The sequence below is a fragment of the Micromonospora orduensis genome (assembly GCF_006228125.1).
In the GTDB taxonomy this organism is placed as follows: domain Bacteria; phylum Actinomycetota; class Actinomycetes; order Mycobacteriales; family Micromonosporaceae; genus Micromonospora; species Micromonospora orduensis.
In genome coordinates, this window is sequence record NZ_VDFY01000106.1 from 13,915 (window position 1) to 28,686 (window position 14,772).

General features: G+C 73.6%; 14 protein-coding genes. 11 read left to right on the forward strand and 3 right to left on the reverse strand.

The window, feature by feature from the left end:
- Positions 1 to 10 precede the first annotated feature (10 nt).
- Positions 11 to 2,689 (reverse strand): LuxR C-terminal-related transcriptional regulator, encoded by a 2,679-nt coding sequence (locus tag FHG89_RS06530; RefSeq protein WP_139583454.1) that lies wholly within the window; start codon positions 2,687 to 2,689, stop codon positions 11 to 13.
- 197 nt (positions 2,690 to 2,886) lie between these two features.
- Between FHG89_RS06530 and FHG89_RS06535 the strand changes: the two genes are divergently transcribed.
- From FHG89_RS06535 to rdgB, 11 genes are all read left to right on the forward strand, one after another.
- Positions 2,887 to 4,419, forward strand: coding sequence for a P-loop NTPase family protein (locus FHG89_RS06535; protein WP_139583455.1), 1,533 nt, complete (start codon positions 2,887 to 2,889; stop codon positions 4,417 to 4,419).
- 148 nt (positions 4,420 to 4,567) lie between these two features.
- On the forward strand, positions 4,568 to 4,858 hold the full coding sequence (gene clpS, locus FHG89_RS06540) for an ATP-dependent Clp protease adapter ClpS (RefSeq protein ID WP_139583456.1): 291 nt from the start codon (positions 4,568 to 4,570) through the stop codon (positions 4,856 to 4,858).
- A gap of 2 nt (positions 4,859 to 4,860) precedes the next feature.
- Complete coding sequence (locus FHG89_RS06545) at positions 4,861 to 5,355, forward strand: DUF2017 domain-containing protein (RefSeq protein ID WP_208760883.1); 495 nt, start codon at positions 4,861 to 4,863, stop codon at positions 5,353 to 5,355.
- A gap of 52 nt (positions 5,356 to 5,407) precedes the next feature.
- The gene (locus FHG89_RS06550; protein ID WP_139583458.1) at positions 5,408 to 5,896 is read left to right on the forward strand and encodes a M67 family metallopeptidase; all 489 of its coding nucleotides are present in this window, start codon (positions 5,408 to 5,410) and stop codon (positions 5,894 to 5,896) included.
- Positions 5,897 to 5,961: 65 nt separating this feature from the next.
- Positions 5,962 to 6,291 (forward strand): MoaD/ThiS family protein, encoded by a 330-nt coding sequence (locus tag FHG89_RS06555; RefSeq protein ID WP_139583459.1) that lies wholly within the window; start codon positions 5,962 to 5,964, stop codon positions 6,289 to 6,291.
- 11 nt (positions 6,292 to 6,302) lie between these two features.
- On the forward strand, positions 6,303 to 7,268 hold the full coding sequence (locus FHG89_RS06560) for a PLP-dependent cysteine synthase family protein (protein ID WP_139583460.1): 966 nt from the start codon (positions 6,303 to 6,305) through the stop codon (positions 7,266 to 7,268).
- A gap of 224 nt (positions 7,269 to 7,492) precedes the next feature.
- Positions 7,493 to 8,236: an MBL fold metallo-hydrolase gene (locus FHG89_RS06565; protein ID WP_139583461.1), complete on the forward strand. Its 744-nt coding sequence runs from the start codon at positions 7,493 to 7,495 to the stop codon at positions 8,234 to 8,236.
- Positions 8,237 to 8,347: 111 nt separating this feature from the next.
- A complete protein-coding gene (locus tag FHG89_RS06570; protein ID WP_139583462.1) occupies positions 8,348 to 9,493 on the forward strand; it encodes a glycosyltransferase family 4 protein in 1,146 nt (381 codons plus the stop codon).
- Entirely contained in the window at positions 9,490 to 10,659 is a 1,170-nt protein-coding gene (locus FHG89_RS06575; RefSeq protein ID WP_139583463.1) for a glycosyltransferase, read from the forward strand. The genes FHG89_RS06570 and FHG89_RS06575 overlap by 4 nt, the downstream gene beginning before the upstream one ends.
- A 9-nt stretch (positions 10,660 to 10,668) precedes the next feature.
- The gene (gene rph / locus FHG89_RS06580; protein WP_139583464.1) at positions 10,669 to 11,394 is read left to right on the forward strand and encodes a ribonuclease PH; all 726 of its coding nucleotides are present in this window, start codon (positions 10,669 to 10,671) and stop codon (positions 11,392 to 11,394) included.
- Positions 11,391 to 12,008, forward strand: a complete 618-nt coding sequence (gene rdgB / locus FHG89_RS06585; RefSeq protein ID WP_139583465.1) for an RdgB/HAM1 family non-canonical purine NTP pyrophosphatase — start codon at positions 11,391 to 11,393, stop codon at positions 12,006 to 12,008. Before rph ends, rdgB begins: the two co-directional genes overlap by 4 nt.
- 31 nt (positions 12,009 to 12,039) lie before the next feature.
- Here the strand turns inward: rdgB and hutH are convergent, their stop codons facing one another.
- Both hutH and hutI read right to left on the reverse strand, forming a co-directional pair.
- Positions 12,040 to 13,578 carry a histidine ammonia-lyase gene (gene hutH / locus FHG89_RS06590; protein ID WP_139583466.1) on the reverse strand — a complete coding sequence of 513 codons (1,539 nt, stop codon included), beginning with the start codon at positions 13,576 to 13,578 and terminating at the stop codon, positions 12,040 to 12,042.
- Positions 13,575 to 14,744 (reverse strand): imidazolonepropionase, encoded by a 1,170-nt coding sequence (hutI, locus tag FHG89_RS06595; RefSeq protein WP_139583467.1) that lies wholly within the window; start codon positions 14,742 to 14,744, stop codon positions 13,575 to 13,577. The genes hutH and hutI overlap by 4 nt, the downstream gene beginning before the upstream one ends.
- Positions 14,745 to 14,772 lie beyond the last annotated feature (28 nt).

The window sequence follows — 14,772 nt, forward strand, 5'->3', positions numbered from 1 at the left end:
AGCCTAAGGTTCAGCCGACGTCGCCGCCCTCGTGGCCCGGGATCGACCGCAGTGCCGCCCACAGCTCGGTCCGCCCGGTCACGCCGAGCTTGGAGTAGATCCGCTGGAGGTGGTTCTCCACGGTGCGCGCGGAGAGGTAGAGCCGTTCGGCGATGGCCCGGCTGGGCGCGCCGTGCGCGGCGAGCCGGGCCACCTGCCACTCCCGCTCGGTGAGCACCGGCACCCCGGCGTTCAGCGCCGGCGTACGGATCAGGTCGCAGCGACCGAGCAGGCCCGCCAGCCGCTCTCGGGCGTCGTTGGCCGCGGCCGACTGCTGCCGGCGCAGCCGCTGCGCGGCCTGGGCGGTGGCCTCGGCGGCGAACACGGTCAGCTCCAGCGCGGCGTAGTCGTCGGCGACCGCGAGCAGATCGGTTGTGGAGTCGGTCGCGGCGGCCCGGCCGTGCCGGGCCAGCAGCGGCGGCAGCACACCGTCGACCCGTTCGGAGAGTTCGGCGAGGCGCTGCGCGACGGTACGCCGACCGCCGTCCGAGCAGGTGGGGCCGACCGCCATCGAAGCCTGGTCGAGCCGTACCAGGTCGTGCAGGACGTGCACCTCGTGCCCGGCGAAGTTGTCCGCGCGCAGCCGGTCCACCAGGTCGCCGAGGTGTTTGACGGCGCCCGGCAGGTCGCCCGACGTGGCGAGCGTCGCGCCGCGGGCCTGCTCCAGCCACGGGTAGAGCACCGCCATGCCCGGCGCGTGGGTGCGGTCCGCCTCGGCCATCGCGGCGGCGGCCTGCGTCGCGTCGCCGCGCAGCGCCGCCGACTGGGCCCGTTCGGCCTGGGCCAGCCCGGCGTAGACGCGGCTGGTGGCCAGCACCGCGCAGGCGCCCAGCGACGTCCGCATCGCCGTGTCGCTCTGCCCGCGCAGGCGTGCCGCGTACGCCTGGAGGATGGCCAGGTAGCCGGTGCCGAGCCGGAAGTCACCGGCGCCCGCGAGGTCGGCGAACTCGTCGGCCACGATCGCGTCGATCCCGGCCAGGTCACAGGTGAGCATGAGCCGGGTGCCCCGGGCCAGCTCCAACGCCAGTTGCAGGTACGGCATGTCGGTGCGCCAACTGGCCGCCGCGGAGTGCACCTGGGCGATCGCCGCGCCGCTGCGGGTCAGCTCGCCCCGGGCGGCCTGGACGTACGCGATTGTGGAGCGGGCCAGCTCCCGGGCGGCGACGCCGGCCGCCGGCCGGTCCAGTACGCGTTGGCTGAGCCGCACCGCGGCGGTCGTGTCCAGCCGGTGCAGGCGCATGATCGCCTCGAAGGCGTGCACCCGGGCGCGGCCGGCGGAGTCGCTGATCTGCTCCGCCCGGCTGGCGATCTCCTCCACCGTGGACTCCTGGCTCAACCCCCAGTAGCTGACCATTCCCCGTACCGTCAGCCAGCGGCAGAGCCGCCGCTCGTCGTCCGGCTCCGGAGTCACCGCGTCGAGGACGTCGATGGCCTCGTCCGGTCGGTCGGCGAACATCAGGATGGTGGCCAGCAGCTCGGCGGCGTCCGAGCCGCCGTCGGCGTCCAGCGCGGCACGGGCCAGACGGGTCGCCAGCGGTACGTCGTAGCGGGTGAACGCCTGCACCGCGGCGTCCACCAGCAGGGCCGGGTCCTGCGCGGTGCCGGAGTCCAGACGCCAGACCGCCACCCGCAGGAGATCGTCGCGACGGCGCTTGCCGACCTGCTCCAGCAGCTCCGCGAGGCGGGCCTGGAGTCGACGGGTACGGCTGACCGGGCAGCGACGGCGCAGCACCTCTCCATAGAGCGGATGGGCCAGCCGGACGTTGGTCCGCCGGTCGTGCTGCATCACCGTGATCAGTCCGCGTTCCTCGGCCATCTCCACGTCCGCCTGGTCGGCGGCCTGGTTGAGCAGGTGCAGGCCGAGGGGCTCGCCGAAGGCGACCAGCTCACCGACCGCGCGGACACCGTCGGTGAGCTGCCCGACCCGGGTGTCGATCAGGTCGGTCAGGTTGGGTGCCAGCTCCAGCCGTCCGGTCCACTTCCAGATCCCGTAGGTGCGCTTGAGCTCCTCGCTGCCGGTGGCGGCGTGCACCAGCTCGCGCAGCAGCAGCGGGTTGCCGGACGAGAGCCGGCCCAGCCGGTCGGCGGAGCCGGCGTCGACCGGGCCGCCCAGGATCTCCGCCAGCAGGCCGGCGGTCTCCGCCGGTGGCATCGGTGTGAGCTCGACGTGCTCGACCAGGTCGTCGGTCCACAGTGCGCGGATCGGCAGCGGGATCTGCTCGCCGTCGCGCAGCGTGCCGACCACTGTGGCGTTCTCCGTACGCGCGACCAGGTGCACGAGGGCCGCGGACGGGGGATCGAGCAGGTGCGCGTCGTCGATGGCCAGCACGATCCGCCGGCCGGCGGCCTGTTGTTGCAGCACGTCCAGCGCCCAGCGGAGGATGCCGGCGGGGGAGAGGCCCTGCGGCTGCTCGGCGGGGAGGACCTGCACCAGCCCGCCGAACGGCAGCGCCGCGGTGGTGGCGCTCGCCGCGATGGACCAGATGGCGTACCTGTCGCTGGGCAGCGTGGCGACGCCCTCGCGCAGCAGCCGGCTCTTGCCGATGCCGGCGCTGCCGCTGAAGAAGAGCCCCCGGCCGGCCTCGCCGGTCACCGCTGCCAGCAGGCGGTTGAGTTCATCGGTGCGGCCGACGAACTTCCATCGACTCATTCGCGCAGCATATCCATCGAGACCTGTCCGCGCCCGTACCGTCACGCACCGAAGTTGAGTAATCTCGCGATTACCGGTGAGTATTCGGAGTGTTCCGTCCGGTCACCGGCCCGCCCGTAGTCTTCCGGCATCCGAATAGCGTCACCGGAGTTTCCAATCGACCGGGTTACCGGTCACCTGCCCTGGGAGGCCACCCGATGAAGCAGGGCCCTCTCCCCTCGGTCGACTCGTCCGACGACGTGTCCGGCGATACCCACCTGCCCAACTGCGGTCCCTTACCCACCCGCACCGGCGTGACCGGCCCGGCCCTTGAGGAGCCGCTCGGCGTGGTCGCCGTCGGCCCGGCCGGCGCCGAGCGGCGTACCGTGCTCGCCACCCTGCTGGGCCTGGACCCGGTCATGCTCACCGTGCCGGCGGGCAGTTGGCTGGTGGTGCGGCACGCCAAGGTGCCGACCCGGGCCGCCTTCGTCCCCGGCTACCGCCAGCCCTACTCGTACGGGGCGGACCGCGACGCCGCCGGGCCGGCGCTGGCCCGCCCGCCCCGACGGGTCGAGTTGAGCGTGGCGGAGCCCCTGCTGCGGCACTTCACGCTTATCGACACACCCGACACGGGCACGCTCGGCGTGGCCGGCGTCCGGGTTCTGCTGGACGCAGTGGGCAGGGCCGGCGCGCTGCTCTTCGTGATCGCGGCCGACCAGGCGTTCACCGCCACGGAGCTGAACCTGCTCGCCGAGGTCGCCCCGGCGGGCGTGGAGGTCGCCTTCGCGGTCACCCCGGGCGCGGCGGGCTGGGGCCCGTCCGCCGACTGCGCGGCGACGGAGGGCGCGGGAGCGGCCGTCCCGTCGACCGAGGTGGACCCGATCGCGGTGACCGTGGAGGCGCACCGCGCGGCGCTGCTGGCCGCGGTGCCGGCGTTGGCCGGCGCGCGCTGGTTCCCGGTGGACGACGCCGCCTCCGCGGCCGACCTGCGCCGGGCGCTGGTGGGCTGGTCCGCGGGTGAGGGCCTGCAACGCGCCAGCGCCGATCCTCCGGTGCTGCCCGGCCAGCACGACCGGGTGGCCGTCGTCGCCGATCCGGGGGACTGGTCCGAGCAGCTCGACCGGCAGACCCGCTCCTGCTCGCAGCGCATCCGTCAGCACCTCGCCCTGGAGTTGGCAAACATCCACCTGCGGGCCGTTCAGGAGATCGTCTTCGGGGTCGGCTGCGCCGGCCTGCCCGATCTGCTGGACCGGGAGATGGCCGCCCTGTCGTTGCTCGCCACCGCACAGTGCGACCACGCCGTGCGGGGCATCCTGTCCGACACGGCGGCCCAGGTGCTCGGCGCCCCACCCGCTGAGGGCGTGCGCCGCCGTATCGCCACCGCCGTGCAGTACGGCCTGGCCGACCACCGCAACGGCGGCGACCTGGACCGGGTGCTGTTGATTACCAGTACGGCCGGGGTGGCCAATCTGACCGGCGCGGACGCGATCGACGCGCTCGCCGGCTACCCGACGCCGTCCCGTGACGAGGTGCTCCCGCCGGTGGCGGTGGCGCTCTCCGGCGGGTGCTGGCAGCAGTGGCGTACGCCCGGCAACGCCGACCACAACGCCGCGCGGGCCTGGTCCCAGCGGGCGTTGCGGGAGGTCGAGCTGGGGTTGTCCCGGGAGCTCTCCCGGCGATTCGAGGTGATCCGCCTCTCGTTGGGCGCGGTGCTCTCCGATGCAGTCGACCACGGCATCCTGCTCGCCTGACGGCGTGGTCGCCCCACCGTCCGGGCTCGCCCCACCCTTCGCGGCCGACAACGTCCGCGGCGGGTCGGGCGGGGCCGGAGTGGGCGATCCTCGCCGGGCCGGCGTTCCGGTTCCTCGGTTCCGGGAAACCGGTGGCACGATGGGGGGCATGGCGGCTCCACAGGTTGCACCGGTCGAGACGCCGGACACTGACGAGGTGCCGGCGGCTGACCGGCAATGGGTGACGATCGTGTGGGACGACCCGGTCAACCTGATGACGTACGTGACCTGGGTCTTCCAGAAGCTCTTCGGCTACAGCCGGGAGAGGGCCGAGCAGCTCATGCTGGACGTGCACCACAAGGGCCGGGCCGTGGTCTCCACGGGAGCGCGGGAGCGGATGGAGCACGACGCGTCGCAGCTGCACGCGTACGGGCTGTGGGCGACGGTGGACAAGTCGTGAGCATGTTCCGTCGCCAGGCCGACTGCTATGTGGCCACCTTCGCCGTCGACGAGGTGCGGGTGCTGCGCAAGGTCGCCTCCGAGGTGGTCGGCCTGCTCACCGATGGCTTCGACCACACCGACCCGGTCGTCGGCCGGCTCTTCCCGGCGGTCTACCCGAAGGATGTGGCGGGCTCCGCCGAGTTCCGCCGCTACACCGAGGGCGACCTGAAGACCGCCAAGATCGATCAGGCGGGCGCGATCCTGGCCGCGTTGCCCGACGAGGCCGGTGGCGAGGTGCGGCTGGACGCCGAGGCGGCCGAGGCGTGGCTGCGGGCGTTGAACGACGCGCGGCTGGCGATGGGTGTCCGCCTGGAGATCAAGGACGGCACCGACCTGGGCGAGGAGCTGGACGACGCGGTCACCGAGGACCCGGGTTCCAGCCGGGTGTTCCAGCTGTCGGTCTACGCGTATCTCGGGTATCTACAGGAGTCGCTGCTCAACGCCTTGATCGACTAGGCGTGACCGGCGCCACTTCAGCCCCTGTCCGACAGGGGTTAGGCTGGTGCACGTGCTGAGCATCGACCGGTCGATCATCGACGCGATCGTCGCCCACGCGCGCCGGGACCACCCCGACGAGGCGTGCGGCGTCGTCGCCGGTCCCGTCGGCAGCGACACCCCGACCCGGCACATCCCGATGGACAACGCGGCGCGCTCGATGACCTTCTACGAGTTCGACTCGATGGAGCATCTGCGCGTGTGGCGGGAGATGGACGACCGCGACGAGGAGCCGGTGGTCATCTACCACTCGCACACCGCCACCGAGGCGTACCCGTCTCGGACCGACGTCTCCTTCGCCGGCGAGCCGGGCGCGCACTACCTGCTCGTCTCGACCCGCGAGCCCGACTCGGAGGAGATCCGGTCGTTCCGGATCGTCGACGGTGTGGTGACCGAGGAGCCGGTCCGGATCGTGGAGGCCGCCGTCGACCCGCACGCCGTCCAGTCGTACATGTTCGGGCAGAGCCCGGCGACGGTCGACTACGAGTGTTCCGGCCGCTGACCCGTCAGCGTCCGCACCCGTTTCGTCCCGTCACCTAGGCACACCTGAGCGAGGAGCACGACATCATGGCTATCGAGGTTCGCATCCCCACCATCCTGCGCAGCTACACCGGCGGCGCCAAGGTCGTCGACGGCGCCGGCGACACCCTCGGCGACCTGCTCACCGACCTGGACTCCCGGCACGCCGGGCTGCGTGGCCGGCTGGTCACCGAGGCCGGCGCGCTGCACCGCTTCGTCAACGTCTACGTCAACGACGAGGATGTCCGGTTCCTCGGCGCGTTGGACGCCAAGCTCTCCGACGGTGACAGCGTCACCATCCTGCCGGCGGTGGCCGGCGGCGCGTTCGGCTTCGCGGCCGCTGCCGCGATCAGCCAGCACGCCGTCGCTGCTCGCTGAGGACGGCCGCCATGGCGCGGTACGACAGCCTGCTCGACGCGTGCGGGGGCACACCGCTCGTCGGTCTGCCCCGGCTCTCGCCGACGGTGCCCGACGGTGCTCCGCCGGTGCGGCTCTGGGCCAAACTGGAGGACCGGAACCCGACCGGCAGCATCAAGGACCGGGCCGCGCTGTTCATGGTCCGTGCCGCGGAGGAGGCTGGGCGGCTCCGCGCGGGTGACACCATCCTCGAACCGACAAGCGGCAACACAGGCATCTCGCTGGCCATGGTGGCGAAGCTGCGCGGCTACCGGCTGGTCTGTGTGATGCCGGAGAACGTCTCGACCGAGCGGGTCCAGCTGCTCCGCATGTACGGCGCCGAGATCATTTTCTCGCCGGCGGCGGGCGGGTCGAACCAGGCCGTGGCCACCGCCAAGCAGATCTCCGCCGAGCATCCGGACTGGGTGATGCTCTACCAGTACGGCAACGAGGCCAACGCCCGGGCGCACTACGAGACGACCGGGCCGGAGCTGCTGCACGACCTGCCCACCATCACGCACTTCGTGGCCGGGCTGGGCACGACGGGCACGCTGATGGGCACCGGTCGCTATCTGCGGGAGAAGGTCGACGGCATCCAGGTCGTGGCCGCCGAGCCGCGCTACGGCGAGCTGGTCTACGGGCTGCGCAACATCGACGAGGGGTACGTGCCGGAGCTGTACGACGCCTCGGTGCTGTCCCGGCGGTTCTCGGTGGGCACCCGGGACGCGGTGCTGCGCACCCGGCAGCTCGTCGAGGTGGAGGGCATCTTCGCGGGTTTCTCCACAGGCGCGATCCTGCATGCCGCGCTCGCGGTGGCGCACGAGGCGGTCCGCGACGGTCGCCGGGCCGACGTGGCGTTCGTGGTCTGCGACGGCGGTTGGAAGTACCTGTCCACAGGCGCGTACGGCGGGACCCTGGCCGATGCCGAGGACGCCCTGGAGGGCCAGCTCTGGGCCTGACCGGAATGGTCGTCGTGTACGGGCCGTCGACGCGTGCGTCGGCGGCCCGAACGCTGCCGGCACCACCGTGAGCAGGTGTCACGTTCGTGACAAGTTCCAGTGGATGATTCTTGCCTTCGGGTCCCTCAGCGTAGGCTGCCCAGCGTGGCGTACGCGTCGGTAGAGATCATGTCTGTAGCGACGGCCGGCACCAATGCTACTGACAGTGACAGCGAGACGACCAGATGCGACTGACCGTCCTGGGTTGCGCCGGCAGCTTTCCCGGCCCCGAGTCCCCGTGCTCGGCGTACCTCGTCGAGGCTGACGGCTTCCGACTCCTTGTCGACTTCGGTTCCGGGTCGCTGTCCAGTCTCCAGCGGTACGCGGGGCTGCACGCCCCCGACGCGATCCTGCTGACCCACCTGCACTGCGACCACATCCTCGACGCCGTCACGTACGTGGTCGTCCGCCGCTACGCCCCGGAGGGCCCCTATCCGGCCCTGCCGGTGTACGCGCCCGCCGGCGCTCCGGACCGGCTGAGCGCCGCGTACCACGACGACGGCACGGTGGAGGACGTCTACCAGTTCTACGCGCTGGAGCCGGGCACGTTCCCGATCGGCCCGTTCACGGTCACCGTCGACCGGGTCAACCATCCGGTCGAGACGTACGGGGTGCGGCTGGAGCACGACGGCAGGTCGCTCTGCTACTCGTCGGACACCGCGCCCTGCGACGCGCTGCTGCGGCTGGCCCAGAACGTCGACGCGTTCCTCTGCGAGGCGAGCTTCCTCGACGGGGTGGACAATCCGCCGGATCTGCACCTGACCGGCCGGGAGGCCGGCGAGACGGCGACCAAGGCGGTGGTGGGTCGGCTGCTGCTCACCCACCTCGTGGCGGCCTGGGGTAGCGAGGCGCACACGTTGGAGTCGGCCGCCGCCGCGTACACCGGTCCGCTCGAGGTGGTCCGGCCCGGCGCCAGCTACGACATCTGACCCGCACGCCCGGGTCGACCGGGAGCGGCCGGGCGGTGTTGTGCGGAACTGTTCGCCGGGCGGTCAGCGGACCGTCGTCTGCCGCACCCATCCCACCCGCACGGTGTGGGCATGCGGATCGCCATCGTGACCGAGTCGTTCCCGCCGGATGTGAACGGCGTCGCGCACTCCGTGGTGCGGACGGCGGAACATCTGCTCGCCCGGGGCCACGAGCCAGTCGTCATCGCGCCCTCGCCACCCGGCGCCGGTCGGCAGGACGTCGACCGGCTGCCGTACCCGGTGGTGCGTATCCCCAGCGTGCCGTTGCCGCGTTACCAGGGCTTCCGGCTGGGCGTGCCGACCACCACCCGGCTGGCCGGCGCGCTGCTGTCGGCGGCGCCGGATGTGGTGCATCTGGCCAGCCCGTTCGTCCTCGGCGCGCGGGCGGCGACGCTGGCCAGCCGGCACGGGCTGCCCACGGTGGCGGTCTACCAGACCGACGTGGCCGCGTACGCCCGGGCGTACCGGGTGAGCTGGGGTGAGGCGGCGGCGTGGCGGCGGATCCGGGAGATCCACAACCTGGCGCAGCGGACCCTCGCCCCGTCCACCCGGGCCGCCGCCGACCTGATCGCCAACGGGGTGCGGCGGATCTGGCTGTGGGGTCGGGGCGTCGACGCCGTCCGGTTCGATCCGGCGAAACGTTGCCCGGCACTGCGGGAACGGCTCGCACCCGGCGGCGAGCTGCTGGTCGGCTACGTCGGCCGGCTCGCCCCGGAGAAGCGGGTGGACCTGCTGGCGGCGACGTCCCGGCTGCCCGGCGTGCGGGTGGTGGTGGCCGGTGACGGCCCGGCCCGGCGCCAGTTGGCGCGGACGCTGCCCGAGGTGAGCTTCCTGGGCGTGCGGCACGGCGAGGACCTGGCCCGGCTCTACGCCAGCCTGGACGTGTTCGCGCACACCGGCCCGCACGAGACGTTCGGCCAGACGATCCAGGAGGCGCTGGCCTCCGGCGTGCCGGTGGTGGCGCCGGCCAGCGGCGGCCCTGTCGACCTGGTCGACGAGGGGGTGACCGGGTCGCTGGTGCCGCCGAACGACGGGGACGCGCTGGCCGCGGCGGTGGCCGACCTGGCCGGCGACGCCGACCGGCGGCGGGCGTACGGCCTGGCCGCCCGGGCCGCGGTCAGCCGGCGCAGCTGGGCCGCCGTGGGCGACGAGCTGATCGGGCACTACCAGGCGGTACGAGCCTCGGCCGCCACCGTGGGCCTGCCGGCCGCCTCATGACCCGGCGAACGTCCGGGCTGCGGATCGTGCGGCTCGCCAACTTCGTGACGGCCCGCTCCGGTGGGCTGCGGACCGCCCTGCGACACCTCGGCGAGGGCTACCGGGCGGCCGGCCACGACCCGGTGCTTGTGGTGCCGGGCGAGCGGGCCGCCGACGAGTCGTACCCGTGGGGGCGGGTGGTCACCCTGCCCGGCCCGGAGCTGCCCGGCACCGGTGGCTACCGGCTGCTGGCCGGCCGGCGGCGGCTGGCCCGGCTGCTCGCCGACCTGGCCCCGGACCGGTTGGAGGTGTCGGACCGGTCGTCGCTGCGCTGGACGGGGAGCTGGGCGCGGGCGAACGGGGTGCCGTCGGTGATGGTGTCGCACGAGTCGCTGGCCGGCCTGCTCGGCCAGTGGGGTGTGCCGGACGCGCTGCGCCGGCCGACAGCCGACCGGCTCAACCGGGCGACCAGCCGGGCGTACGACCGGATCGTGTGCACCACCCGGTGGGCGGCCGACGAGTTCGACCGGATCGGCGCCGGCAACGTGGACCTGGTGCCGCTCGGGGTGGACCTGGACACCTTCCACCCGGACCGGGCCGACCCGCGGCTGCGCGAGCGCTACGCCGACCCCACCGAACTGCTGCTGGTGCACTGTGCCCGGCTGTCCCCCGAGAAGCGACCGGAGTTGGCCGTGCAGACCCTCGCCGAGTTGCGCCGGGCGGGCGTACCGGCGGTGCTGGTGATGGCCGGGGACGGCCCGCAGCGTGCCGCCCTGGCCCGACGCGCCGCCGGCCTGCCCGTCACGTTCACCGGCTTCCTGCCCGACCGCGCCGCGGTGGCCGCGCTGCTCGCCAGCGCGGACGTGGTGCTCGCGCCCGGCCCGGTGGAGACCTTCGGCCTGGCCGGGCTGGAGGCGCTGGCCTGCGGCACCCCGGTCGTGGTCAACGCGGCAAGCGCCCTGCCGGAGGTGGTCGGCGTCGCCGGCGTGGCCGCGTACGGCTCGGGGGCGTCGATGGCCGAGGCGGTGAGCCGCCTGGCGGCCCGGCCGCGGGCGCGGCGGCGGCGGGACGCCCGGGCGCGGGCCGAGGAGTTCGGCTGGCCGGCGGCGGTCGCCGGATTTCTCCGGGTGCACGACGCGGACACCGGTCGGGACACCGCGGCGGAGGTGGATCACCCCACCGCATAGGGTGCAGGCATGGCGCGACCTGACGGGCGAGGGCCCTCTCAACTTCGACCGGTGACCCTGACGCGGGGCTGGAGCAGCCACCCGGAGGGCTCGGTGCTCGTCGAGTTCGGCGGCACCCGGGTGCTCTGCACGGCGAGCGTCACCGAGGGGGTGCCCCGCTGGCGCAAGGGCTCCGGGCTCGGCTGGGTGACCGCCGAGTACGCGATGCTGCCCCGGGCCACCAACACCCGCTCCGACCGGGAGAGCGTCAAGGGTCGGGTCGGTGGCCGGACCCACGAGATCTCCCGCCTGATCGGTCGCAGCCTGCGCGCGTGCATCGACCTCAAGGCGCTCGGCGAGAACTCGGTGGTCCTCGACTGTGACGTGCTCCAGGCCGACGGCGGCACCCGCACGGCCGCGATCACCGGCGCGTACGTCGCGCTGCACGACGCGGTCAGCTGGCTGGCTGCCCGCAAGTCGCTGGCCGGCAAGCCGGAGAAGGTCATGCACCGTTCGGTGGCCGCGGTCAGCGTGGGGATCATCGCCGGCGAGCCGCGCCTCGACCTCTGCTACGAGGAGGACGTCGCCGCCGAGGTGGACATGAACGTGGTGTGCACCGGCGCGGGCGACTTCGTCGAGGTGCAGGGCACCGGTGAGGCGGGCGTGTTCGCCCGGGACCAGCTCGACAGCCTGCTCGACCTGGCCGTGGCCGGGTGCGCCGAATTGGCCGAAGCCCAGCGGAAGGCACTGCTATGAACAAGGTCCTGCTGGCCACGCGTAACCAGAAGAAGCTGGTGGAACTCCAGCGGATCCTGGACGGCGCGCTCGGCGCGCACCGGATCGCCCTGCTCGGGTTGGACGACGTCGAGCAGTACGCGGAACTGCCGGAGACCGGCCTGACCTTCGGCGAGAACGCGCTGATCAAGGCGCGGGAGGGCTGCCGGCAGACCGGCCTGCCGACCATCGCCGACGACTCCGGGCTCGCGGTGGACGCGCTCAACGGGATGCCGGGCGTGTTCAGCGCCCGCTGGTCCGGCCGGCACGGCGACGACCAGGCCAACCTTCAGCTGGTGCTGGACCAGATCGCCGACGTGCCGGACGAGCACCGGGCGGCGTCCTTCGTCTGCACGGTGGCGCTGGTGCTGCCCGGCGGCAAGGAGCACCTGGTCGACGGCCGGCAGTCCGGCCGCCTGCTGCGTGCCCCGCGCGGCGACGGCGGGTTCGGCTACGACCCGATCTTCCTGGGCGACGGGCAGGACCGGACCAACGCCGAGTTGACCCCGGCGGAGAAGGACGCGATCAGCCACCGGGGCAAGGCGCTGCGCGAGCTGGCCAAGCTGGTCGCCAAGGTGCTGCCGCCCGCCGCCTGACCCGCGGCGGACGACAGCGACCGAGCGGAGGTCAGCCCAGCGGGCCGATCTCCCGTTCGATGGCGGCGCGCAACTCCGGCCCGGCGACGACGGCTCGGGCCGCCTCCATCACCGGGGCGAGGAACACGTCCGGTCCGGGTTCGCCGGCCGCCCCGCCGAGCGCGGCGACGGCGGCCCGGCCGGCCGGCGACGGCACCAGCGGCGCGCGCAGCTGAAGTCCGCGTACGCCGGCCAGCAGCTCCACCGCGAGCAGGCTGGTCAGGTTGTCCAGGACGGTGCGCAGCTTCTTGGCAGCCGCCCAGCCCATCGAGACGTGGTCCTCCTGCATGCCGCTGGTGGGCAGCGAGTCCACCGAGGCGGGGGCGGCCAGGCGGCGGTTCTCCGCGACGATCCCGGCCGCCGTGTACTGGGCGATCATCAGCCCGGAGTTCACCCCCGCGTCGGGGGAGAGGAACGCGGGCAGTTCCCGGGAGCGGGTGACGTCGAGCAGCCGGTCCACCCGCCGTTCGGCGATCGCCCCCACCTCGGCGGCGGCGATGGCGAGGAAGTCCGCGGCGAAGCCGAGCGGCGCGCCGTGGAAGTTGCCGGTCGACTCGACCCTGCCGTCCGGCAGCACCACCGGGTTGTCCACCACCGACACCAGCTCCCGGCCCGCGACCGTGCGGACGAAGTCCAGGGTGTCCCGGGCCGCGCCGGCGACCTGCGGGGCGCACCGCATCGAGTACGCGTCCTGCACGGCGTGCGCCAGGTCGTCGCGGTGCGAGTCCATCACCCGGGAGTCCTGCAACAGCCTGTGGATGTTCGCCGCCGACGCCGCCTGACCGGGGTGTGGCCGGATCGCGTGCAGCTCGGGCAGGAACGGCCGCTCCGAGCCGAGCATCGCCTCGATGGCCAGCGCGGCGGTCACGTCCGCCATGGCGAACAGGTGCGCCGCGTCGTGGATGGCCAGCAGCAGCATGCCGAGCATGCCGTCGGTGCCGTTGATCAGCGCCAGCCCCTCCTTGGCGGCCAGCTCGATCGGCTTGAGCCCGGCGGCGGCCAGCACGTCGGCCGCGTCGCGCCGCTCGCCGGCCGGGCCGAGGACCCAGCCCTCACCGAGCAGCACGAGCGCGCAGTGCGCCAGCGGCGCCAGGTCGCCGGAGGCGCCCAGCGAGCCGTGCTCGGGCACCCACGGGGTGATGTCGTGGTTGAGCAGGTCGACGAGCGCCTCGGCGACCAGCGGGCGGACGCCGGAGCGGCCAAGGGCCAGGGACCTGACCCGCAGCAGCATCATGGCCCGGACCACCTCGCGGGGCATGGGCGCGCCCACCCCGGCGGCGTGCGAGCGGATCAGCGCGTGTTGCAGTTCGGCCCGCCGCTCCGGCGCGACGAAGGTGTTGGCCAGCGCCCCGAACCCGGTCGACACGCCGTACACGGGCCGCCCGGCGGCCTCGATGCCGTCCACGATGGCGCGGCTGGTCGCCATCGCCTCCCTGGTGGCCGGGTCGAGGACCACTGTGGCGGTGCCGCGGGCCACCGCGAGGACGTCGTCGGTGGAGATCCCGGTGGGCTGGATGGTCACGTTCGTCATTGGGGAACTCCGTTGCGTATTACCTGGCGGATCAGTGGGACACCGGGCCGGTAGGCCAGGTGCAGGTACGACGGCGCGTCCAGGACGACGAGGTCGGCCCGCGCGCCCGGGGTGAGGACACCGATGTCGTCGCGGCGTAGCGCACGCGCCCCGCCGGCGGTGGCGGCCCAGACCGCCTCCGCCGGGGTCATCCGCATCTCGCGGACCGCGAGGGCCACGCAGAACGGCATCGACGAGGTGTACGACGAGCCGGGGTTGCAGTCGGTGGCCAGCGCGACTGTGACACCGGCGTCGAGCAGCCGGCGGGCGTCCGGGTACGGCGAGCGGGTGGAGAACTCGGCGCCGGGCAGCAGCGTGGCGACGGTGGTGGTGTGCGCGCCCGCGAGCGCGTCGATGTCGGCGTCGGACAGGTAGGTGCAGTGATCCACGCTGGCCGCGCCCAGTTCCACCCCGAGCTGGACGCCCGGGCCGGGGCCGAGCTGGTTGGCGTGCAGCCGTACGCCCAGCCCGACGGCCTGCCCGCAGGCGAGGATGGCGCGGGCGTGGTCCACGTCGAAGGCGCCCCGCTCGCAGAACACGTCGATCCACTTCGCGTGCGGCGCGGCGGCGGCCAGCATCGGCCCGCAGACCAGCCCGACGTAGTCGTCGGGGCGGTCGGCGTACTCGGCGGGCACCACGTGCGCCCCGAGGAAGGTGGTCTCGGTGCTGGTCTCGGCGGCGATCCGCAGCGAGCGGGCCTCGTCGGCGACGGTCAGCCCGTACCCACTCTTGATCTCCATGGTCGTGGTGCCCTGGCGCAGGGCCTCCCCGCGCAGCCGGCGCACGGTGGCCCGCAGGTCGTCGTCGCCGGCAGCCCGTGTCGCGCCCACCGTGGTGCGGATCCCGCCGCCGGTGTACGGCTGGCCGGCCATCCGGGCGGCGAACTCGGCGGCCCGGTCCCCGGCGAAGACCAGGTGGGCGTGGCTGTCCACGAAGCCGGGCAGCACGGCGGCCCCGTCGGCGTCCAGCCGTCGGTCGGCGGCCGGCGCGTACGCGGCCGCGCCGACCCAGGCCACCCGGCCGTCCTCGACCAGCACGGCCGCGTCGCGGCGGATGCCCAGCGGGCCCTCACCGAGGCCGTTGGTGACCAGCTCGCCGATGTTGTCGACCAGCAGGCTGCCGCTCATGCGGAGCCTTCGTTCGTTCGCGACTGCG

Coding starts and splice junctions, on each gene's coding strand:
- FHG89_RS06530 (WP_139583454.1), bottom strand. CDS start 2,689: ATGAGTCGATGGAAGTTCGTCGGCCGCACCGATGAACTCAACCGCCTG.
- FHG89_RS06535 (WP_139583455.1), top strand. CDS start 2,887: ATGAAGCAGGGCCCTCTCCCCTCGGTCGACTCGTCCGACGACGTGTCC.
- clpS (WP_139583456.1), top strand. CDS start 4,568: ATGGCGGCTCCACAGGTTGCACCGGTCGAGACGCCGGACACTGACGAG.
- FHG89_RS06545 (WP_208760883.1), top strand. CDS start 4,861: ATGTTCCGTCGCCAGGCCGACTGCTATGTGGCCACCTTCGCCGTCGAC.
- FHG89_RS06555 (WP_139583459.1), top strand. CDS start 5,962: ATGGCTATCGAGGTTCGCATCCCCACCATCCTGCGCAGCTACACCGGC.
- FHG89_RS06560 (WP_139583460.1), top strand. CDS start 6,303: ATGGCGCGGTACGACAGCCTGCTCGACGCGTGCGGGGGCACACCGCTC.
- FHG89_RS06565 (WP_139583461.1), top strand. CDS start 7,493: ATGCGACTGACCGTCCTGGGTTGCGCCGGCAGCTTTCCCGGCCCCGAG.
- FHG89_RS06570 (WP_139583462.1), top strand. CDS start 8,348: ATGCGGATCGCCATCGTGACCGAGTCGTTCCCGCCGGATGTGAACGGC.
- FHG89_RS06575 (WP_139583463.1), top strand. CDS start 9,490: ATGACCCGGCGAACGTCCGGGCTGCGGATCGTGCGGCTCGCCAACTTC.
- rph (WP_139583464.1), top strand. CDS start 10,669: ATGGCGCGACCTGACGGGCGAGGGCCCTCTCAACTTCGACCGGTGACC.
- rdgB (WP_139583465.1), top strand. CDS start 11,391: ATGAACAAGGTCCTGCTGGCCACGCGTAACCAGAAGAAGCTGGTGGAA.
- hutH (WP_139583466.1), bottom strand. CDS start 13,578: ATGACGAACGTGACCATCCAGCCCACCGGGATCTCCACCGACGACGTC.
- hutI (WP_139583467.1), bottom strand. CDS start 14,744: ATGAGCGGCAGCCTGCTGGTCGACAACATCGGCGAGCTGGTCACCAAC.